The 15,781-nt window shown below is 45.1% G+C and carries 12 protein-coding genes and 2 pseudogenes; 7 read left to right on the forward strand and 7 right to left on the reverse strand.

The annotated features are described in order from the left end of the window. Positions 1–99: 99 nt before the first annotated feature. Together JGK36_RS32410 and JGK36_RS32415 are read right to left on the reverse strand one after the other, a co-directional pair. Positions 100–312 (reverse strand): annotated as a pseudogene (locus JGK36_RS32410) (reverse transcriptase N-terminal domain-containing protein); the annotation flags it as partial. A gap of 1,064 nt (positions 313–1,376) precedes the next feature. Next, the gene (locus JGK36_RS32415) at positions 1,377–1,868 is read right to left on the reverse strand and encodes a hypothetical protein (protein ID WP_293184795.1); all 492 of its coding nucleotides are present in this window, start codon (positions 1,866–1,868) and stop codon (positions 1,377–1,379) included. 744 nt (positions 1,869–2,612) lie between these two features. On the opposite strand from JGK36_RS32415, the gene JGK36_RS32420 reads away from it, so the two are divergent. From JGK36_RS32420 to JGK36_RS32450, 7 genes and pseudogenes are all read left to right on the forward strand, one after another. Then, positions 2,613–2,993 (forward strand): HNH endonuclease, encoded by a 381-nt coding sequence (locus JGK36_RS32420; protein ID WP_293198856.1) that lies wholly within the window; start codon positions 2,613–2,615, stop codon positions 2,991–2,993. 125 nt (positions 2,994–3,118) lie between these two features. After that, positions 3,119–4,045 (forward strand): hypothetical protein, encoded by a 927-nt coding sequence (locus JGK36_RS32425; protein ID WP_293198857.1) that lies wholly within the window; start codon positions 3,119–3,121, stop codon positions 4,043–4,045. Continuing rightward, complete coding sequence (locus tag JGK36_RS32430) at positions 3,981–4,463, forward strand: helix-turn-helix transcriptional regulator (RefSeq protein ID WP_293198858.1); 483 nt, start codon at positions 3,981–3,983, stop codon at positions 4,461–4,463. The genes JGK36_RS32425 and JGK36_RS32430 overlap by 65 nt, the downstream gene beginning before the upstream one ends. Before the next feature lie 592 nt (positions 4,464–5,055). After that, the gene (locus JGK36_RS32435) at positions 5,056–6,720 is read left to right on the forward strand and encodes a hypothetical protein (RefSeq protein WP_293198859.1); all 1,665 of its coding nucleotides are present in this window, start codon (positions 5,056–5,058) and stop codon (positions 6,718–6,720) included. Positions 6,721–7,369: 649 nt separating this feature from the next. After that, positions 7,370–8,383: pseudogene (locus JGK36_RS32440) on the forward strand (replicative DNA helicase); the annotation flags it as partial. A gap of 77 nt (positions 8,384–8,460) precedes the next feature. Further along, entirely contained in the window at positions 8,461–8,673 is a 213-nt protein-coding gene (locus JGK36_RS32445) for a DnaB-like helicase C-terminal domain-containing protein (RefSeq protein WP_293201321.1), read from the forward strand. Positions 8,674–8,988: 315 nt separating this feature from the next. After that, entirely contained in the window at positions 8,989–10,386 is a 1,398-nt protein-coding gene (locus JGK36_RS32450) for a transposase (protein WP_293198863.1), read from the forward strand. 39 nt (positions 10,387–10,425) lie between these two features. Here the strand turns inward: JGK36_RS32450 and JGK36_RS32455 are convergent, their stop codons facing one another. The 5 genes from JGK36_RS32455 to mobV all read right to left on the reverse strand — a co-directional run. After that, a complete protein-coding gene (locus JGK36_RS32455; RefSeq protein WP_293198865.1) occupies positions 10,426–11,259 on the reverse strand; it encodes a hypothetical protein in 834 nt (277 codons plus the stop codon). Beyond that, entirely contained in the window at positions 11,243–11,671 is a 429-nt protein-coding gene (locus JGK36_RS32460; RefSeq protein WP_293198867.1) for a papain fold toxin domain-containing protein, read from the reverse strand. Before JGK36_RS32460 ends, JGK36_RS32455 begins: the two co-directional genes overlap by 17 nt. A gap of 177 nt (positions 11,672–11,848) precedes the next feature. Continuing rightward, the gene (locus JGK36_RS32465; protein ID WP_293198869.1) at positions 11,849–13,003 is read right to left on the reverse strand and encodes a ParB/RepB/Spo0J family partition protein; all 1,155 of its coding nucleotides are present in this window, start codon (positions 13,001–13,003) and stop codon (positions 11,849–11,851) included. 631 nt (positions 13,004–13,634) lie between these two features. Continuing rightward, on the reverse strand, positions 13,635–14,465 hold the full coding sequence (locus JGK36_RS32470) for a ParA family protein (RefSeq protein WP_293198871.1): 831 nt from the start codon (positions 14,463–14,465) through the stop codon (positions 13,635–13,637). Between the two features lie 335 nt (positions 14,466–14,800). Beyond that, on the reverse strand, positions 14,801–15,781 hold a 981-nt coding region (gene mobV / locus JGK36_RS32475; RefSeq protein WP_293201323.1), incomplete at its 5' end, for a MobV family relaxase.

A 15,781-nucleotide genomic window follows, 5' to 3' on the forward strand; every position in this document is an offset into this window, starting at 1 on the left:
CACTCTTTTATGTGGGGACGGAGAGAGAGAGTTCTCCGGGAGAGGCGGCTCTCCAGTTATTCAGCGCAGATGCGCCTAATGTACGACTTCACGTCGCACTCCCTGGTTATCCTGGGTAACTCTACGAACCGATAAGGCTCTTGCTGACCAAGACTTCATCAACGTCTTTTGGAGTCTGCGAAATGCTTTTACATCACCACGAATAGAGGCTTGATAAATTCTCTTCTGGAGCTTATACACATTACGCTCTAGCTTGCGCCAGTTAATTTTGTGCCATTCCACCATCAGTTTTTTAGACTGTGTATTAGACATATATACTCACTACTTGAGACTTGATCTTCCAAATTATCGTAAGTCTGTTTGCATATTCTGGGCATTACCCCAGACGTTCGCTTCTGACTTAATCTCTCCTACTCGCTGCATACAGTTAGCACCTACTCAGGTATTCGACCACCTGAGAGCAGACGAGAGGTTATCTCGTTCCGAATGACCATACTGTGTACCTTTAGAGTGATGCTGTTCGCCGGGTTTATTGGAAGTGCTTGTTGGTCAATAGACAACTTGCCAACTCCTTATCCTTTGCCTTTTGGCTCCAACGCATTAAGCCTTATTTCGCTGGTTTTGTGTAACGACGATTCAGTTGCATCTTCAAGCCGGGGCTTTACTCATGGGTACTTTGCTCAATGCTTTACCAACTTAGGCTGTCAGTAATCACACCTTTTCACCCCGCTTTACGGATTGATGACTATTCGCTACCGTAGGGGTGACGCTTTCACCGCTGCACCTGCGGGGTAGGATTTGAGAGTTCTAGGATACTATTTCTCACCTACATGGTCATTCAGTTGTCAAGGTTCTAATCCTTGCGGCTAATCCTCCAAACCCTTTCAGGCTTTAGTTTCTAGCCAACGATTCGCACTGTCGTATCATAATCGAGGTCAATCCAACGTCTCGCCCGGGCAGTTATCGCTATTTCCCGACGATGCGATGGATTGGGATATCATGGATGGTTGTCTGGAATCGGCACAGGACAATCTATCTGATCCGAATCTTCAACCATTAATTTGAAAAGCTCAAAAGCAGTCGTGCAATCTCCTAATGCTCGATAGGTATTCATGACATCGGCCAGCCCATCGTTGTTTATCCAGACAACGCTGTCGGTAATTATGGTTGATAATCGATTCTTAAAGCCATACTAGATAAGCATTATCCAATTCTGGTCAGATTTTTCCTTTATTAGAGTGACGGAAGAGCGTTAATTAAGTACAGTGTTCCGGGGTTGTCCTACCCAGCCGCTTCTAATTCTTAACTGGTGGTTTTTGAGCGGGCGCGAAGCGCTTCAACCCAGTGCGTTAACGAAAAAGTATCGGTAGCAAACCTTAATCTTTCAAGGGATGGAAGAGATCGCCCAGCTTCTGCCACGCCCGAGAAGCCGGATCTCGCCGTTTGCTCCATTCTTGAAAGGAAGTGCTGCCACCATCCGCAGCAATTTCGACGGCAGAAGCACTCAATCCCAACCGTTTTGCTAGATCGACAGCTTTCAGCGGGCCCAGCACCATTGGAGACTGCCGTGCTGAAACGTGTTTGGAAGAAGTTTTACTGAGTTGGCGTTGAACTGCAACCGCTTCAGTTTCTAAGGCTACGACTCGCTGTTGCAATTCTGCAATTTCTGCTTGCAGTTGGGCGAAAGTTTCCCTGGTTTCGGAAGCTACCGCTTCGGCCGAGAGCGCTGGGACTGCTTCAAAGAATTGCTTGAGGATTTTGGCGAGCGCGGCACTTTCCGTTAGAGACTGCTCTACCATGTAGTCGCGTAACTTTTGGTGGTAGTCGGGCGGCAAATAGCCCACAATTCTGATGTTCTTGGTTGCCATTGGCTCTGGTTCGGGATGGAAAAGATGCTGACCGGAGTATGCCGTTACTGTGCTTTAAAGGCATACTGTAAGCGACCCTATTTTGGGTAAGGTATGCCTGTGTGTGCTACTATAGCACAATCAATTCTTAGTATGGGTTTTAACGGGGTTGTCATCCGTCAGATCTACTACTTTGAACGGCAAGGAACCCCGCGCTGCCCAATCCAAAGCACTGCGATTGAGGTCGCCATCCACCAACAGCGTGGGTGCTTTAGCGCTCTTTCATCACTCTAAGAAAGGAAAAATCTGACCAGAATTTGATAATGCTAATCTGGTATGGCTTTGTGGAGCGATTTTCTAACACCTTGCTGGCGTTGGGAGCATTTGGCAAGAGATCCTTTGCTGTCGTGTCTTCGAGAATTTACTCTCATGAAAGTGACTAAAGAGCGATAGTGGGCTATTTTTTCAAGGTTTAAGTAAGCGCCCTAAGTTTCCTAAAATGCGTTAAAAATGGCAGGGCTTCCTCGCCATCGGCTTACAGGATCGTTAAAAAACTGTCCGAAGTATTGGTATATCGTACAGGAGCTTATTGGACAACAAGAACTCTTTAGCAGACATATGCTAATACCATTTTTCTATGAAGCTGCATGGAATAGATCCTTTGCCGGAAAGGATTTTAGGCTTCCCATGGAGTGCAGCTTCATAGTGAATTAGTATAACAACAAAAGAGCTTGCCATACTATGAAAAAATAAGATTTTACGATTATGAAAAAACCCAGAAGATACCCCGATAATTGGCAAGAGATTGCACTTTCCATAAAAGAAAGTGCGGGATGGCGCTGCACTAAGTGCCACCAACAATGCCTCCGACCCGGTAAAAAAAGTGACTTAACCAAATCCGAACGCTTAAAGTTAACTTTGACGGTGCACCACCGCAATCGAATACCGGAAGACAATCGCCCAGAAAACTTAATAGCCCTTTGTACTGCCTGTCACCTTTCGTATCATAATCGCGGTCAATCCAACGTATCACCTGGGCAATTATCGCTCTTTCCTGATGATGACATTGATTGGAATATAATGGATGCTTCTCTGGAATCGGCACAAGACGATTTATCCGATCGCAATCCGCCTCCATTAGTTTGAGCCGATTTCTTCTTACCTATTTCCAAATTTACAACTGCAACTAAACGACATTATGCCGACTTGAAAATCTCAAAATTTAAAAAAAAAGTGAGCAAAATACTAGGTTCTAACTATTCACTAAAATTATGATTGACAGCACCAGCTCAGAAAATCTGGCTGAAGTTAGGGATACCCCAGACAAACCCATTACAGAACCTCGTCTGTACCCGAATATACCGATCGCCCCTGTTGCGACGCCCCCTCCTATGGTATCTAGCCTCCACGCACAACTTAGAATAGATTTGTGGCAGCAATACCCTTCAGGTGTCGGCTACTTCCAACACCGAGCCAAGGGCAACCCCAACAACATCATCGAGCATTACATTGCCACCCCCGACGACATCACGCTGTTGCCTTTAGACGAGGCAATGCAAATTATTAACAAATTTGGGCTGACTGCTGCCAAATTGCACCTAATTTTTGCAGCTCACATTATGAGACAAGAAGAGCCGTGGAAAAGCTTATTCACTCTCGAAGGCAGTGATTTAATCAAGGAAATGGGGTGGGACAAACGCACAGACTTGCCAGTCTCTCAAAAACTGAATGAAATAGCTAAAACTGCGTATGCTCTAGGTTGCTTAGCAATCAAAGCCATATGGATTGAAGGCAAACACAAAAAAGGTGGAATTAGAGCCAGCGTTGACACCTCGCGAATGTGGAATGTTCAAATTCAGTTAACAGGTCAGCAGAATCTAGAGGGCAAAATAGAAGATCCTGATGAAGTCTACATCACCGTCCAACCGGGACTCTGGACTCATGCCTTCTTGAACAAAGCAGGTTGCTTCGCCAAGGAAGCCTTGTATCAGTTTGGCTATTTAGCTCAGGACATTCTCAAAATTGACGCCTACCATGATGAAATGGCTTTGCGCTTAGCACTTCATCTGACGATGGAAAGCCGATTCTCGCGCGAGTGGCATTTACAAAGTGGAGACACTCCTACAAGCGCTATTGCCCCAAACGGTAATCGATCTAGCTCGGTCAGACCGCAAACAAACTTACAAGCTGACGAATAACTGGAATCGCAGCCTGGAAGTGCTGCTGAAACTCAAGCGAGGGTTTCAGATCGAGTTTGACCAAGACACTTACCCAGAGTGGCTGAGACCTGGTAGCAAGTCTCGAAAAAAAATAGGATACTTTGACACGCTGTTGGCAGCTAAAATCACCATCCATCCGCCAGCACCTATCTCCAAAATGCTGGCAACCAGGGCTGAACTCAAACAGGTTCAGCCGCGCCTGAAAGCATCTTCCAAGCCTAAACTGACAAGCAATGAGATAAAAGAAGCAAGGGTAGCCAAAGGTTGGAGTCAGGCACAATTAGCAGGTTGGCTAGGGATGTCGCAGCGTTATGTATCCATGCTGGAACGTGGAGAGCGAACCCCTGCACCAGAAGTGGAATCACGAATCTGGCACCTACTAATCATCTCAGATTGACGTACTGTGATTGCGTTTCATCTCCAGTTTGAAAGACTGGGGTTCTCACACGAAGCGCCATAGGCTTCATCCAACTTGCTCTCATCAAGGTGCCACTACAGACCAACCCTTTCCCGGCTGGTTTTTTTTTCTGCGAAGAATGCTCGGACTGTTCTGAAACTTGTTCTAAAAAAAATAGGTATTTAAAATCGCTCTCAAATTCATACTACCTATAGGTTTAACTGTTAGAACAAAACCTCTAGAATGCCGCGACAAAACCTCTAGAATGCCGCGACAAAACCTCTAGAATGCCGCGACACTTCATTTTTGAAAGTTTTACTACGTATGGTTTTCAGCTTTTAGAACAACTCTTATTAGTCTGATAAGACTAAATACGCTGCCAGATACCGCAACGATCGACCTGGCAAGATGGAAAAGACAGTCGCACACCCAATAAGCGTGCAAATGCAGCGCTGCGGAACCCATGCTGCCTTCCTGTGGAAGGCGGCTGAAGAGCGCTCAATACCCCCTGCCCAATTAACAGCAGTCTCTTTCGTGTGGCTTGCGACTGGCACAATTCCTGACCTTTACATTTTTTACGTCGGAGGAAAAAATGGTTGTAGCTACAACTACCTGGCACAAGCCGCCACTCGCCAGACACGCAGCAGTTTACGAAGCTCTAGCCGACATACTCGAAGGCGCTACTCCCAGCGCCCTCAAACTCGCCCTTTACCTGTACAGAACCTGTATCGGCGGCAAACCAGAGGAAATCGACATCCATTGCATCCCCTTGGGCGAAAAACGAGCCACCCCAGTCCGCAACGGCAAGCCCTACAGCCCCAACACCAGGCGGGCAGCCCTCAAACAGCTCGAAAAATTTGGTTTGGTCAAAATTCTTAAAAACTATGGGCGTGGCATTTTCCGCATAGCAGTACAGCACCTGGGCGAAGTTCGCCCCTTCATTCATACCCACCCAAAATTCCAAAAACTGAGCAATCAATCAAAAAATCAACGCCAACAGTCAAAAATTGAGCAAACAGAGGGTTCAAACCCTGATAGTGCCGTACTCTTTACAAAGGATAAAAAAGGACAGCAAAGCACTGAAAATGTTGCTGCTGTTTTTTTAAATCTTTTTGAAGAAAAAGAAAATTTAGCAAAGGCAAATATAAAACCAAAAAATGTAGAACCAAAAGTTGCTACTCAAGTCCAGACCAAAACCAGTCAATCAAATGAAAATTTACAAGAAAAATTAGAAATTCTGGATGAGAATAAATGTTCCGCCCCAACGACTGAATGTCTGAACACTAATTCAGATAAAATTCAAGCGATCGACGATGTGACAATATCTCGCAGTTCTGAACAAACAGGTTTGACCTCTGAACCCCCGCAAAAACTACCCACAAAACTCGACAGCCTCGACCATCAAAGAATCTCTGGCGCCGAACCAACAATAACCAACAAAGCTGTCCAGTTAAATCCCGAAACATCTTCCTTTGTTAATCCTGAAGTCGCTAAAATTGTCGAACCAGTTGTAATGCCCAATTCCAAAGCAACTGAAATTGCCGACCCTGATGTAACTGAAATTGTCGAAGCGGTTGCGATTGCTAACTCCGAAACAACTGAAATTGTGGAAGTGGTTGCAATTTCCACTTCTGAAGCGGTTGTAATTGCCAATCCTGATGTAACTGAAATTATCGAAGTGGTTGCAATTGTCAATTCCGAAACGACTGAAATTGCCGACCCTAATGCAATTGCTAACTCTCAAGCGGTTGCAATTACCAACCCCGATGCGACTCAGATTGTCGAAATAGTTATGCAAGCCACAGGAGGGATGAATCCCGAATTGAGAGTTTGCGTCTTGCAGTACAACTTAGAGGAAATCCAAGCAGCCGTAAACCTGCTGCAAATCAGAAGCCAAACAAAGCAAATATCTAACCCTTCTGGATGGATCGTTGACTGTTTGCGAGGTCGTTGGTGGGAACAAACTAACGGTTTTCCAAACTCGAACCCAGCAAATGTTGTTTCGTCTCCAGCTTCAACAGGCTCCTCTCCAGTTCCAAAAAATTCTCCTTCTGCACATACAACAAGAATAACTGAGGATTATATTGACCCTCACTATATGCCATTAAAAACTCACCAAAAGTTATTCAAACAGTTCCAAAAACTAGGCGAAGAAGCTTTCGTATCGCTAGGTATTCAGCAGCAAGTTTACTTGCAGTGGATACAGCGATTTCCTCAGCAAGCAAAACAAATTTTGAGCAAATTGTCTACTACTTAGCTATTTATAGCCTTGTTCAGAAACAATACTTCGGACAGTTTTTTAACGACTCTGTAAGCGTTACAGCGTAAGCCCTGAAATTTTTAATGATTTTTTGAAACTCAGGGCTAGACTTAAAGATTGAAAAAATAGTCATCCCTATAACCATCAAGGGTTTGAGATACTCGATTAGATCTAAAACTGTCCGAAGTATTGCAGAAAGATGAGGTACTCATGAGCATAGGGCATAGGGCATAAGACTCCGTGGGTATACCTCACTTTTTTGAGAAAAGCCATAGCTCAATACGGTTTACTTAACGCTTTTTTAGGAATTTCATCTGACGATTTTCTAGGCAATATAGACATTTTTTGGAACTCAGATTCTTCTTAAGTAAACCGTATTGGGCCATAGCTTAGTTGTGAAAACAGTGATTATCCAACCTATCTAGACAGCTTTTAATCCTTTACACAACTTTTTCGAGGCGTTGCTTAATCAGGGTATGAAAATGAATAACTTGAAAATTCAGCTATATTGACTGACTCGCTTGCTTCATTTTTTCACATTGAGTTGTTCATACCTTAAATCAGCAACGCCATTTTCCCACAGTTCAATTAGCAACAAAATCAAAGGAGAATACCAGACATGGCAGTCAGTTTAGTTGACAAAATTATGCCGAGCAATATTGATGCAGAGGAAGCAGTTTTAGGCGGAATTCTGATCGATCCAATTGCCATTAAAAGAGTCGCAAATATTCTACATCCCGAAGCATTGGCAATTACAGTTCACCAACATATTTATCGGGCCGCTTTAGCGCTGCACTCTAAGGATCAGCCCACAGATTTGATCAACATCACTACCTTCCTCGACAACCACAACCTGCTGGAAGTAGTAGGAGGTCTAACCAAACTGGTAATGCTCGTAGACCGGACTGTTTCAGCCGTCAACATCGACCAATATGCTTTGCTAGTTGTGGACAAGTTTGTCCGGCGCGAACTCATCAAAGCTGGTAATGACATCGTACAGCTTGGCTACGAAACTTCCAGCGAATTAGGTGCGATACTAAATAAAGCCGAGGAAAAGATTTTTGCCCTCAATAAGTACAAAGAAGAGCGACAAAAAGCTATTCAGCCTCTCTCGGACTACTGCGGGGAGCTTTGGCGATATCTAGATGAAATTGAGGAAGAGCGCTTGAAGACTGCTAACTACTTTCCTGGAATCAGCACAGGGTTTTACGACCTCGACGACCTACTGGGAGGGGGATTTTACCGAGGTGAATTGATTGTCATAGGAGGTCGCCCCGGCAGCGGCAAAACAGCTTTGGCTTGTGCCCTTGGCTACAACATTGCTTCCCTTCCCACGAACGGTCGAGTTTTGATGTTTTCGATGGAAATGCCAGGTCGGGACTTGGCAGCGCGACTAATAGCACTTGAGAGTGGGGTGTCGGTGAAAGATATCAGGAAAGTTAACCTAGCTGGTAAGTACGAAGTGCTAGCTTCGGCTTTAGGGAAAGTTAGCGATGCTGATTTTTGGATAGACGAAAGTTTGGAACCATCTCCTTTGGAGATTCGTTCCAGAGTTAGGGAGTTTGTTTGTGAGCGCGGCCCCTTGGGTTTGGTAATTGTTGATTACTTGCAATTGATGGTGAATTCGGCGGATGAAAATGTTGTCAATAAAATCAGCGAAATTACGCGGCAGATGAAGATTTTGGCTCGGGAGGTTGATGTACCTGTTTTGTTGCTTTCTGTCCGAGTTTATCGGATTTGCGTGGCTCTGGTGGAATTGAACAGGATGCGGATGTTGTCCTTGGAGTTTACAGGGACGACTATTATAATCCTGATTCTCCCGATCGGGGAACGGCTGAAATTATTGCGTTGAAAGGACGGAATAGCGGAACGGGAACGGTTAAGTTGCTGTTTGATGCTGAATGCTGTCGGTTTCGGAATATCTATAAACTTGGGCAATTGGCAAGGTGACAAAGCCTTTGGACTCACACTCAGCTAAGTAGGTAAGAGCCTCACACCTACCGCTTCGGAGGTGTTGAGAGGAATACCGCGTTCATTGCGGTGCGGTAGGTGAATTATGTTCGACGCGGGAATCTGCCAGCGCCGCAATGAACTATCTCTCAGGCAATGAACGAATGAATTCCCGAATCACGTCCGTTTTGTTTCGTTTCGCCCGTTTGCAGTAATCGTCGAGCATTTTCTTCTCTGATTTTGGTAGTCGAATATTGATGGAATCGTCATACTTCATGCGTTGCACCGTAAAGCAATATGAGTTACAATTGTAGAATGAAATACACCTACCAGTACAAAGCACTTCCGACAACTGAACAGAAGCTAGAGTTAAATCTCTGGTTGCGGATTTGCCAGTACTGGTACAACCGTCAGCTAGGGGACAGATTCGATTGGTGGGAGATGAATCGCTCACCCGTTGACGCTTGCCCACTGGTGACGGCGCTTCCTGAGTTGCGAGACAAGCCCAACTATTACAGCCAGAAAAAGTATCTACCAGGACTCAAGAAAGAGCCTGTCATCGTGCAATGGTCGGGTGAAGAATTGGACTTATCGCGAGTTCCAGCAAACACATTACAAGAAGTCTGTAAGCGGGTTGACAAATCGTTTGAGCGATTCATCGCGGGTGACAGCGCTGGGAAACGAAGCGGTAGACCCCGATTCAAGGCTCAATCCCGCTTTCGTTCGTTTGTGATTGAAGGTGCTGGTCTTGAACTGCATTCATGCTCTGTGGGCGGCAAATACCTGTATGTGAAAGTCCCCAAGATTGGATTGATCAAGGTTCGCTCTCCCCGTCATTTACCCGATGGTGCAATTCTCAAGCAGTTACAATTCATCAAGAAAAATGACGGTTGGTTTGTGAATCTGCGTTTAGAAGATGAGTCCGTACCTGTTTGCGAGAGCGACATTATCCCAACGTGGGAGAACTCGCTAGGAATGGATGCGGTGTTGCATGAGGATGATTACCTAGCCACATCTGAAGGGGTCAAACTGCCGTCGCTCAAAGTGTTGCGAAAGAGTCAAAACAAGCTCACTCGCATCTCACAGAAAAGAAATGCACGTAAACGTGGATCTAAGGCACGTCGCAAGCTGGCAAAACGTGAAGGTAAACAGCATCAAAAGATTGCGAGATGCCGTAAAGACTTCCAATACAAAACCGCTCACAAATTGGTGAGAACAGGTAAGAAAGTTTTCTTTTATGAAGACCTGAATCTTAAAGGTCTCTCAAAGCGTAACGCCCCAAAACAAGACAAAACCGGGGCATTTATTCCAAACGGGCAAGCTTCTAAATCAGGACTCAATTTGAGTTGGTCTGATGCCGCGTTTGGTCAATTCTTTCAACTGCTCGGTCACATAGCTGGAAAAGCTGGAGCCGTCGTGATTGCAAAGAATCCTGCTTACACGTCTCAACTCCTGAGCTATCGGGATGAAGTGATTTTCACCGATTGCAGCATTCGTGAGTATTGGGATGAGGATCTAAAACTTTGGGTTGATAGAGACGTGAACGCCGCTATCAACGTCCTGAGAGTAGGGCTGGATATGTTCCCTACTATAAAACGCCGTAAAGGTGGCATCATGATAGTTGGTTCTATTACTGATGATACCTCTAAGGAAGTTCTCCACATTCTCCGAATGTCTGAGAAGCCTACTCCATACCCGCTAGGGTTGGTGTAGGAGATGTCACCAGCCTAATCTGTACTTCCTTGAAAATTGTTAGACAGGGCTTTTTTCTTGTTGGTGCAAAGATTCGGCAAATTCACGAAGTTGGGCAAGCGCTTCTTCGGATAAGTTCTCAAGCATTGAATTTAGCTGCTTTTTATTACCATTTTCGGGGCTGCTGGTGGCGAGAGATTGTGTCAGCATCCCAGAGGATTCACGCTGTAAAAAATCTTCAAATAGCTGAAAAAATGTATCAAGCGCTTGGGATTCATCTTCTGAATAAAAAAGGATAATTCGCGCCCAAGATTGAGTAGATTGCTGGTTAAATTGCTTTTCTATCCAGTCTTGAAATTCGGCAAATTCTTGTTCCTGTTCAGTAACAGGAATTGCGAGTTGGCGGCAGGCACAAATGTAACCGTCTAAAAAAGCTTGCAGACTAAAGATAGAACGCTTGCCGAGATAAAGGGCGGGTCTACTTTTGATTTTATCTAAAAGCTGATAAAAATTGTTGTCTGCCGTAATTGAGGGTGTAGCTTGAGGATTTTTCCAGGCATATTCGTTGAGGGAGGTGGGCTCTGAGAGTTTTTCTCCTTGGTTAAATTCTGCAAGGAGTTCAAAAAAGTAATTGAAGGCTTCTCTATCATTGATGCAGAAAAGTTGAATGATGTTTGCCCAAGAGTTAACGGTTTTGACTTTTAATTTTTTCTGAATCCAAGGTTGAAAGTCTCGATAAAACTCCTGTTCTTCTGAAGTGATTGAGATGCGTAAATCTCGCTTTGCTATTTTGTAGCCATTTAAAAACATGAACAGATGAGGCAGGGAAGTTTGCCTTAAATATTTCGTGGGTTGATTTTTGATTTCTGCTAGGATGTCATAGAGTTGACTCATTTGATTGACCTTCGTTTTGGTTAAAAGTTGTACTATCAAATTCTGTAATAATGAATTCTCCGCTAATGGATTGAAAGTCGTTTAACCAATCTTCGCGGGTTATTCCTGTAACTGATAAATTATCGAAAACTAACCCTTGAACTTCGATGCCATAATGCTGCCTGTTAAGAGTGATTGATTCTGTTATCCCTTGACTTTCTAAACGCTGACTTAGGATATAGTCTTCCTCGTCATATTTAGTTTTAATTCTCAGGATTGTTCCTTTTATATCTCTAGTTTCTAACCATTCTACAACAGCTTGAACGGCTTCGTCGCACTGGTAGAGCCGAAATTGACTAATAATTTTGCTCACTTCTCGATAAATATCTTCATTGATCCGGCTTTCGAGGGGCTGGCTATTTTCTGAACCCATTTAAAATAATCTCCCCTACTAATAATATTGCCAAGCAGTTTTTGTATATTTTGCGGTTTTTGCGTGAGTCTTGATCGTAGAAAGTGGTTGTTGAGTTACGATTAAAAATCTCAACTATTTTATGTTGAAAGTAGTATGAAAAGCTAAAAATACTCCTTCAACGAGCGTGGAAGTAGTTTACTTAGAATTTTGGGCGATCGCATTTTGCTTCAAAACAGCTTCAATTTCCGCTAACTTCTGACGCAAAACCTCCTGTAATTCCACAAGTTGCTCAACTTCAGACTCCTCCAATACCTGTGGTGACAGCTTCTTCAAATTCCCAGCAGCCAGTTTAACCTGCTTGAGTTGCCGAGTAGACGCTGGAAACTTAGCGAGATTAGAACTGATAATTTCCTTCACTAATTTACGAGTTTGAGCAGCCGACAATTTCTCGGCACAAACTTGGTTAGTTGCCTTAACTCGAATGGACTCCGCCTCTTCAGGTAAAACCCCCAAATTCTTAGCAGAGAGTTTAGACAGAGCCATAGCGTGAACTCCTTTGAGCCCGCTCCGAATCGCTAGTTTAAGATCCGTCGCGATTGATAACATGGGAAAAATATTGGCATCAATTGAAGCCGGATTGAGTTGCAAATCGAGTAAACCTTCCATTACAGTTCGCTCTTGCTCATCTAAGTCTAAAACCTCCAAACCTTGTCGTTGTTCTTCAGGCGTTGCCCTCACCAACTCAGAAACCAAATTCATGCGCTTTTGCACGTTCAACCGTCGCACAGCAGTCGAGAGAATGCGGGGGATATTTGCAGGCTCTAAGTCAGAAGAAGCAGTTAACTCGCGGACAATCGCCTCAGCTTTGTCTAGGGGGTTGAGGTCTTCTCTATGCAGAGAGGTAAGTAGCGCCTTGCGGTGCAAAGATGCTGGCTCTGGAATAATCACAGCTTCCAAGGCTGGCCAGCCCAGATTTTTAGCACTACGCCAGCGTCGCTCTCCATCGAAGATTACCAACTCTCCCCGCTGAATTAAGATGATGGGTTCTAGCTGCCCGTCGCTAGTAAGGGAGCGCGACATTGATTCGATACTAGAAGGCAAAAATGTCTGCCTGGGCTGTTCGGGGTTGGGTAGAATTTGGTCGAGGGGAACGGAGAGAACCCCTCCTGCAACTTGCAATTGCTCTCGCAGAGCAGCTAGCTGCGCTTCAAGTTCGGCAGCACCGGACTTTCGCAGCTCTTCAACTTCGGTTCTTAATTTTTGGATTTCTTCCTCTGCCTCGGATAGCTGCATGGATTGCTTGGCTGCTGAAAAGTAACTGGTCAAGTCGGGAGTTTTACGGGTGGCCATAATGATTTAAGATTTTTGATCGGGAGTGAACAAAAGAAAGTTTGCTTTATTTACAGAGGCAATTGACAGTCAAAAATGGAACTAGGCTCAAGACTTACGCTACATGAGTCGATTTTTATACTACCCATAGTAGTAATGTCCCCGCAGTAATAATGTGCCTGTTGCGGGCTCTGTGGAATTCATTTGATCTCTATTCATTTGCCAGCCGTTTGAGCATCAGCCCCGATTGAGTTTGGCTGTGGCATGGGACAGTGTTCAGAATTTTCGATCGAACTTTTACGTCATTTCATCCAAGCGTTCGACCGTTATCTTTCCCCATCGGGTTGGCACTGGGACAAATCCAGATTTATAGCATTCGTCACGAGTCAGGAGTCATATCAAATCTGTTGGCATCGGAATTATTCGTCTCTCTCTTCCCTTTCTCTTTATCCTCTGCGTTCTCTGCGGTTTAATTATTCCGATACAACCGGAATTGATATCAAAAGTCAAGAGTCAACACTCAGAAGTCAAACGTTTGCATATCAAAGGTTTCAGCAATCATCAATGTCTGGTGCTGCCCAAACGGTTGGTATACCTTGGGCGGTTTTTTCGGCTTTGGTTGGCTTGGGATGTAGCCTGTGCGTAAGTCCTGCTACTTCTTCTTTTTAGTCTTTTGGCTGTCTGTTGAAGTAACTTTATTTGGCATCAAACTGGCTACGTGCTTAACAATTTCCTTGAAGTCGCCCAAGGCAGGATGAAGGGGGCGATAAATGTGTAAAGGCAATCCCTGCCCGCTGGCGTTGATAAATTCTGCACTGTCCCGAATCGCGGGGAAAGTGCGGATATTCATCTGCTCTAATTGAGCTGGCAAAGACTCTAAAAGTTGTCGGTGGGTGGCTCGTTTTGCATCGTATTGGTTAGGTACAAACCCGATAATTTCTGGCTGGGGCTTGAGGCGCAAGTGCTTGCAATGATGGTAGTACCATTCCAATAAGTGAGCCGCGCCCTGAATGGATTTTGGTTCTAACTGTACTGGCACTGCTATGTGAGTGGCGGCAGCTAGCGCCATTAGGGGCAAAGGGCCCAACGTGGCGGGGCAATCAAAGATTATCAGGTCGTGTTCTAGGGGATAGTCGGTCAGGCAATCGCTCAGAAGGTAAGCGCCACGTTTGTGCAAAACTAACTCGTCTGCTGTTTGTGTCAACGTCATTCCACCCTGACAAACTGTTACATTATTGGTGTGGGAAGTCCAGCTAGGAGTGAGGGGCCAAGAGCCATTAAAGCCGTCTCGGAGCACGGCGGACAGTGTGTGTTCTGGTTCTGGTGGCATCAGCCCGCAAAAAAGGGTCTGCGAGCCTTGGGGATCTAGATCCATGATGGCTACCTGGAAACCTCTCAAACCCAGTTCGTAGGCGAGGTGGACTGAAAGTGTGGTTTTGCCACTGCCCCCAGCATTACTGATGACGGCCAGTCTAATTTGCATGGTGTTAAATTAAAGTAAATGATTTAAAGATTGTAGAGCGATCTGGTAAGTCATATATCGATATATGAGAAAATTTGCGATAACCAGATTGAAATACGATCAGATGTGCGTTTTAGCGATCGACCTCAAGAGCTAATTAGAGACGAGATTGGGAAACACGGCTCGGCTTAAAAACCTAAGACTTGAGCTTGCCTAAATAGAAGGAACGATGCGTGTGAAACAGGTGTTGCCAGAGCGAAATTTCAACTAGGCATGGATCAGAATTCGGCGATCGTCTTGGGCTAGAGTTCAGCGATCGTCTTGGGTTAGAGTTCGGCGATCATCTTTGGTTCGGCTTAGAGTTCTAGGTTCGCATTTTTCTGCTTTGCAAGTCGATCGTACACTGTGGCTTGCAACAAATCCGAGAAGTCAGCCAACTGTTGCAACTCGGTCTTTGCAAGTTTTGCGATCGACCGTGTAAAATCCGTGCGTGAGGCTTGTAAATTAAACCCGTGTTGGTTTTTGATTTCTATGCAGCCGTTTTGAACTCGGAACTGCCACTCTGAGCCTATGACCTCGTTGGTTTTTAGCTCTGCCTGCAAACAATTCGCCAGAACGAAGCAGCAGCCGGCTAACTGCGAGACGAGAGAAACTTTTTCTTGCTCTGCAATCAATGCAGCTTTTTCAGAAACCAATTCTTGCTCTACCTGTTCCCTATATTTTTGAGCGATCATGGCTTTCTCACGTTCTAGTTCCTGCTGTGCTACGGCTCTTTGGCGTTCTGCAAGCATCTGGTTGATGGCGTCGGAACCAGTCTGTAGCAAGGCAATTGACTTAGACCTGTAATTGGTGGCAGTTTCTTCTGGTTCTGGTTCCGGAAGCCATAAGTTTAAATCTAATACAGTTTCTTGGGAGTTGACAGCAGTGTAATACTGTCGGATTTTTTGATGCCGTGCTGGGGAGAATTTGATGCCGCGTTCGATGCCCAAGTGGGCAACGGCTGCGGCGTAGCTGTCTTGAAGTTTGCTCAAGCCACTTCTTGTCCCTCCAAACTCCGTACTTCTGTAGCTGAGTTTTCCCTCATTGTTGATAGGCACCCAGAGACAGTGGATGTGAGGGGTGGCTTCATCGAGGTGCAGGGCGGTTTGAAGAATGTTACTCCCTACGTGTTCTTCCAGCCAGTTAGTTGAAGCTTCTGTCCATAGAACCAATTGCTTTTGCTGCCAGTACCCGTAGTTTTCCGGGCAAGAGGGTCTGAAGTAGCTGGGGGAAGCCCCCAGGAGGATGTCTGCGGCAATGACTGCATCTTTTCGGACTTTTTGAGAGCCAATTTTTGC

It is taken from the genome of Microcoleus sp. PH2017_35_SFW_U_B (assembly GCF_020737865.1).
GTDB lineage: Bacteria > Cyanobacteriota > Cyanobacteriia > Cyanobacteriales > Microcoleaceae > Microcoleus.

Bases quoted from the DNA above. Each gene is read 5' to 3' on its own strand.
- JGK36_RS32415 (WP_293184795.1), bottom strand. From the start codon at position 1,868: ATGGCAACCAAGAACATCAGAATTGTGGGCTATTTGCCGCCCGACTAC.
- JGK36_RS32420 (WP_293198856.1), top strand. From the start codon at position 2,613: ATGAAAAAACCCAGAAGATACCCCGATAATTGGCAAGAGATTGCACTT.
- JGK36_RS32425 (WP_293198857.1), top strand. From the start codon at position 3,119: ATGATTGACAGCACCAGCTCAGAAAATCTGGCTGAAGTTAGGGATACC.
- JGK36_RS32435 (WP_293198859.1), top strand. From the start codon at position 5,056: ATGGTTGTAGCTACAACTACCTGGCACAAGCCGCCACTCGCCAGACAC.
- JGK36_RS32450 (WP_293198863.1), top strand. From the start codon at position 8,989: ATGAAATACACCTACCAGTACAAAGCACTTCCGACAACTGAACAGAAG.
- JGK36_RS32455 (WP_293198865.1), bottom strand. From the start codon at position 11,259: ATGAGTCAACTCTATGACATCCTAGCAGAAATCAAAAATCAACCCACG.
- JGK36_RS32460 (WP_293198867.1), bottom strand. From the start codon at position 11,671: ATGGGTTCAGAAAATAGCCAGCCCCTCGAAAGCCGGATCAATGAAGAT.
- JGK36_RS32465 (WP_293198869.1), bottom strand. From the start codon at position 13,003: ATGGCCACCCGTAAAACTCCCGACTTGACCAGTTACTTTTCAGCAGCC.
- JGK36_RS32470 (WP_293198871.1), bottom strand. From the start codon at position 14,465: ATGCAAATTAGACTGGCCGTCATCAGTAATGCTGGGGGCAGTGGCAAA.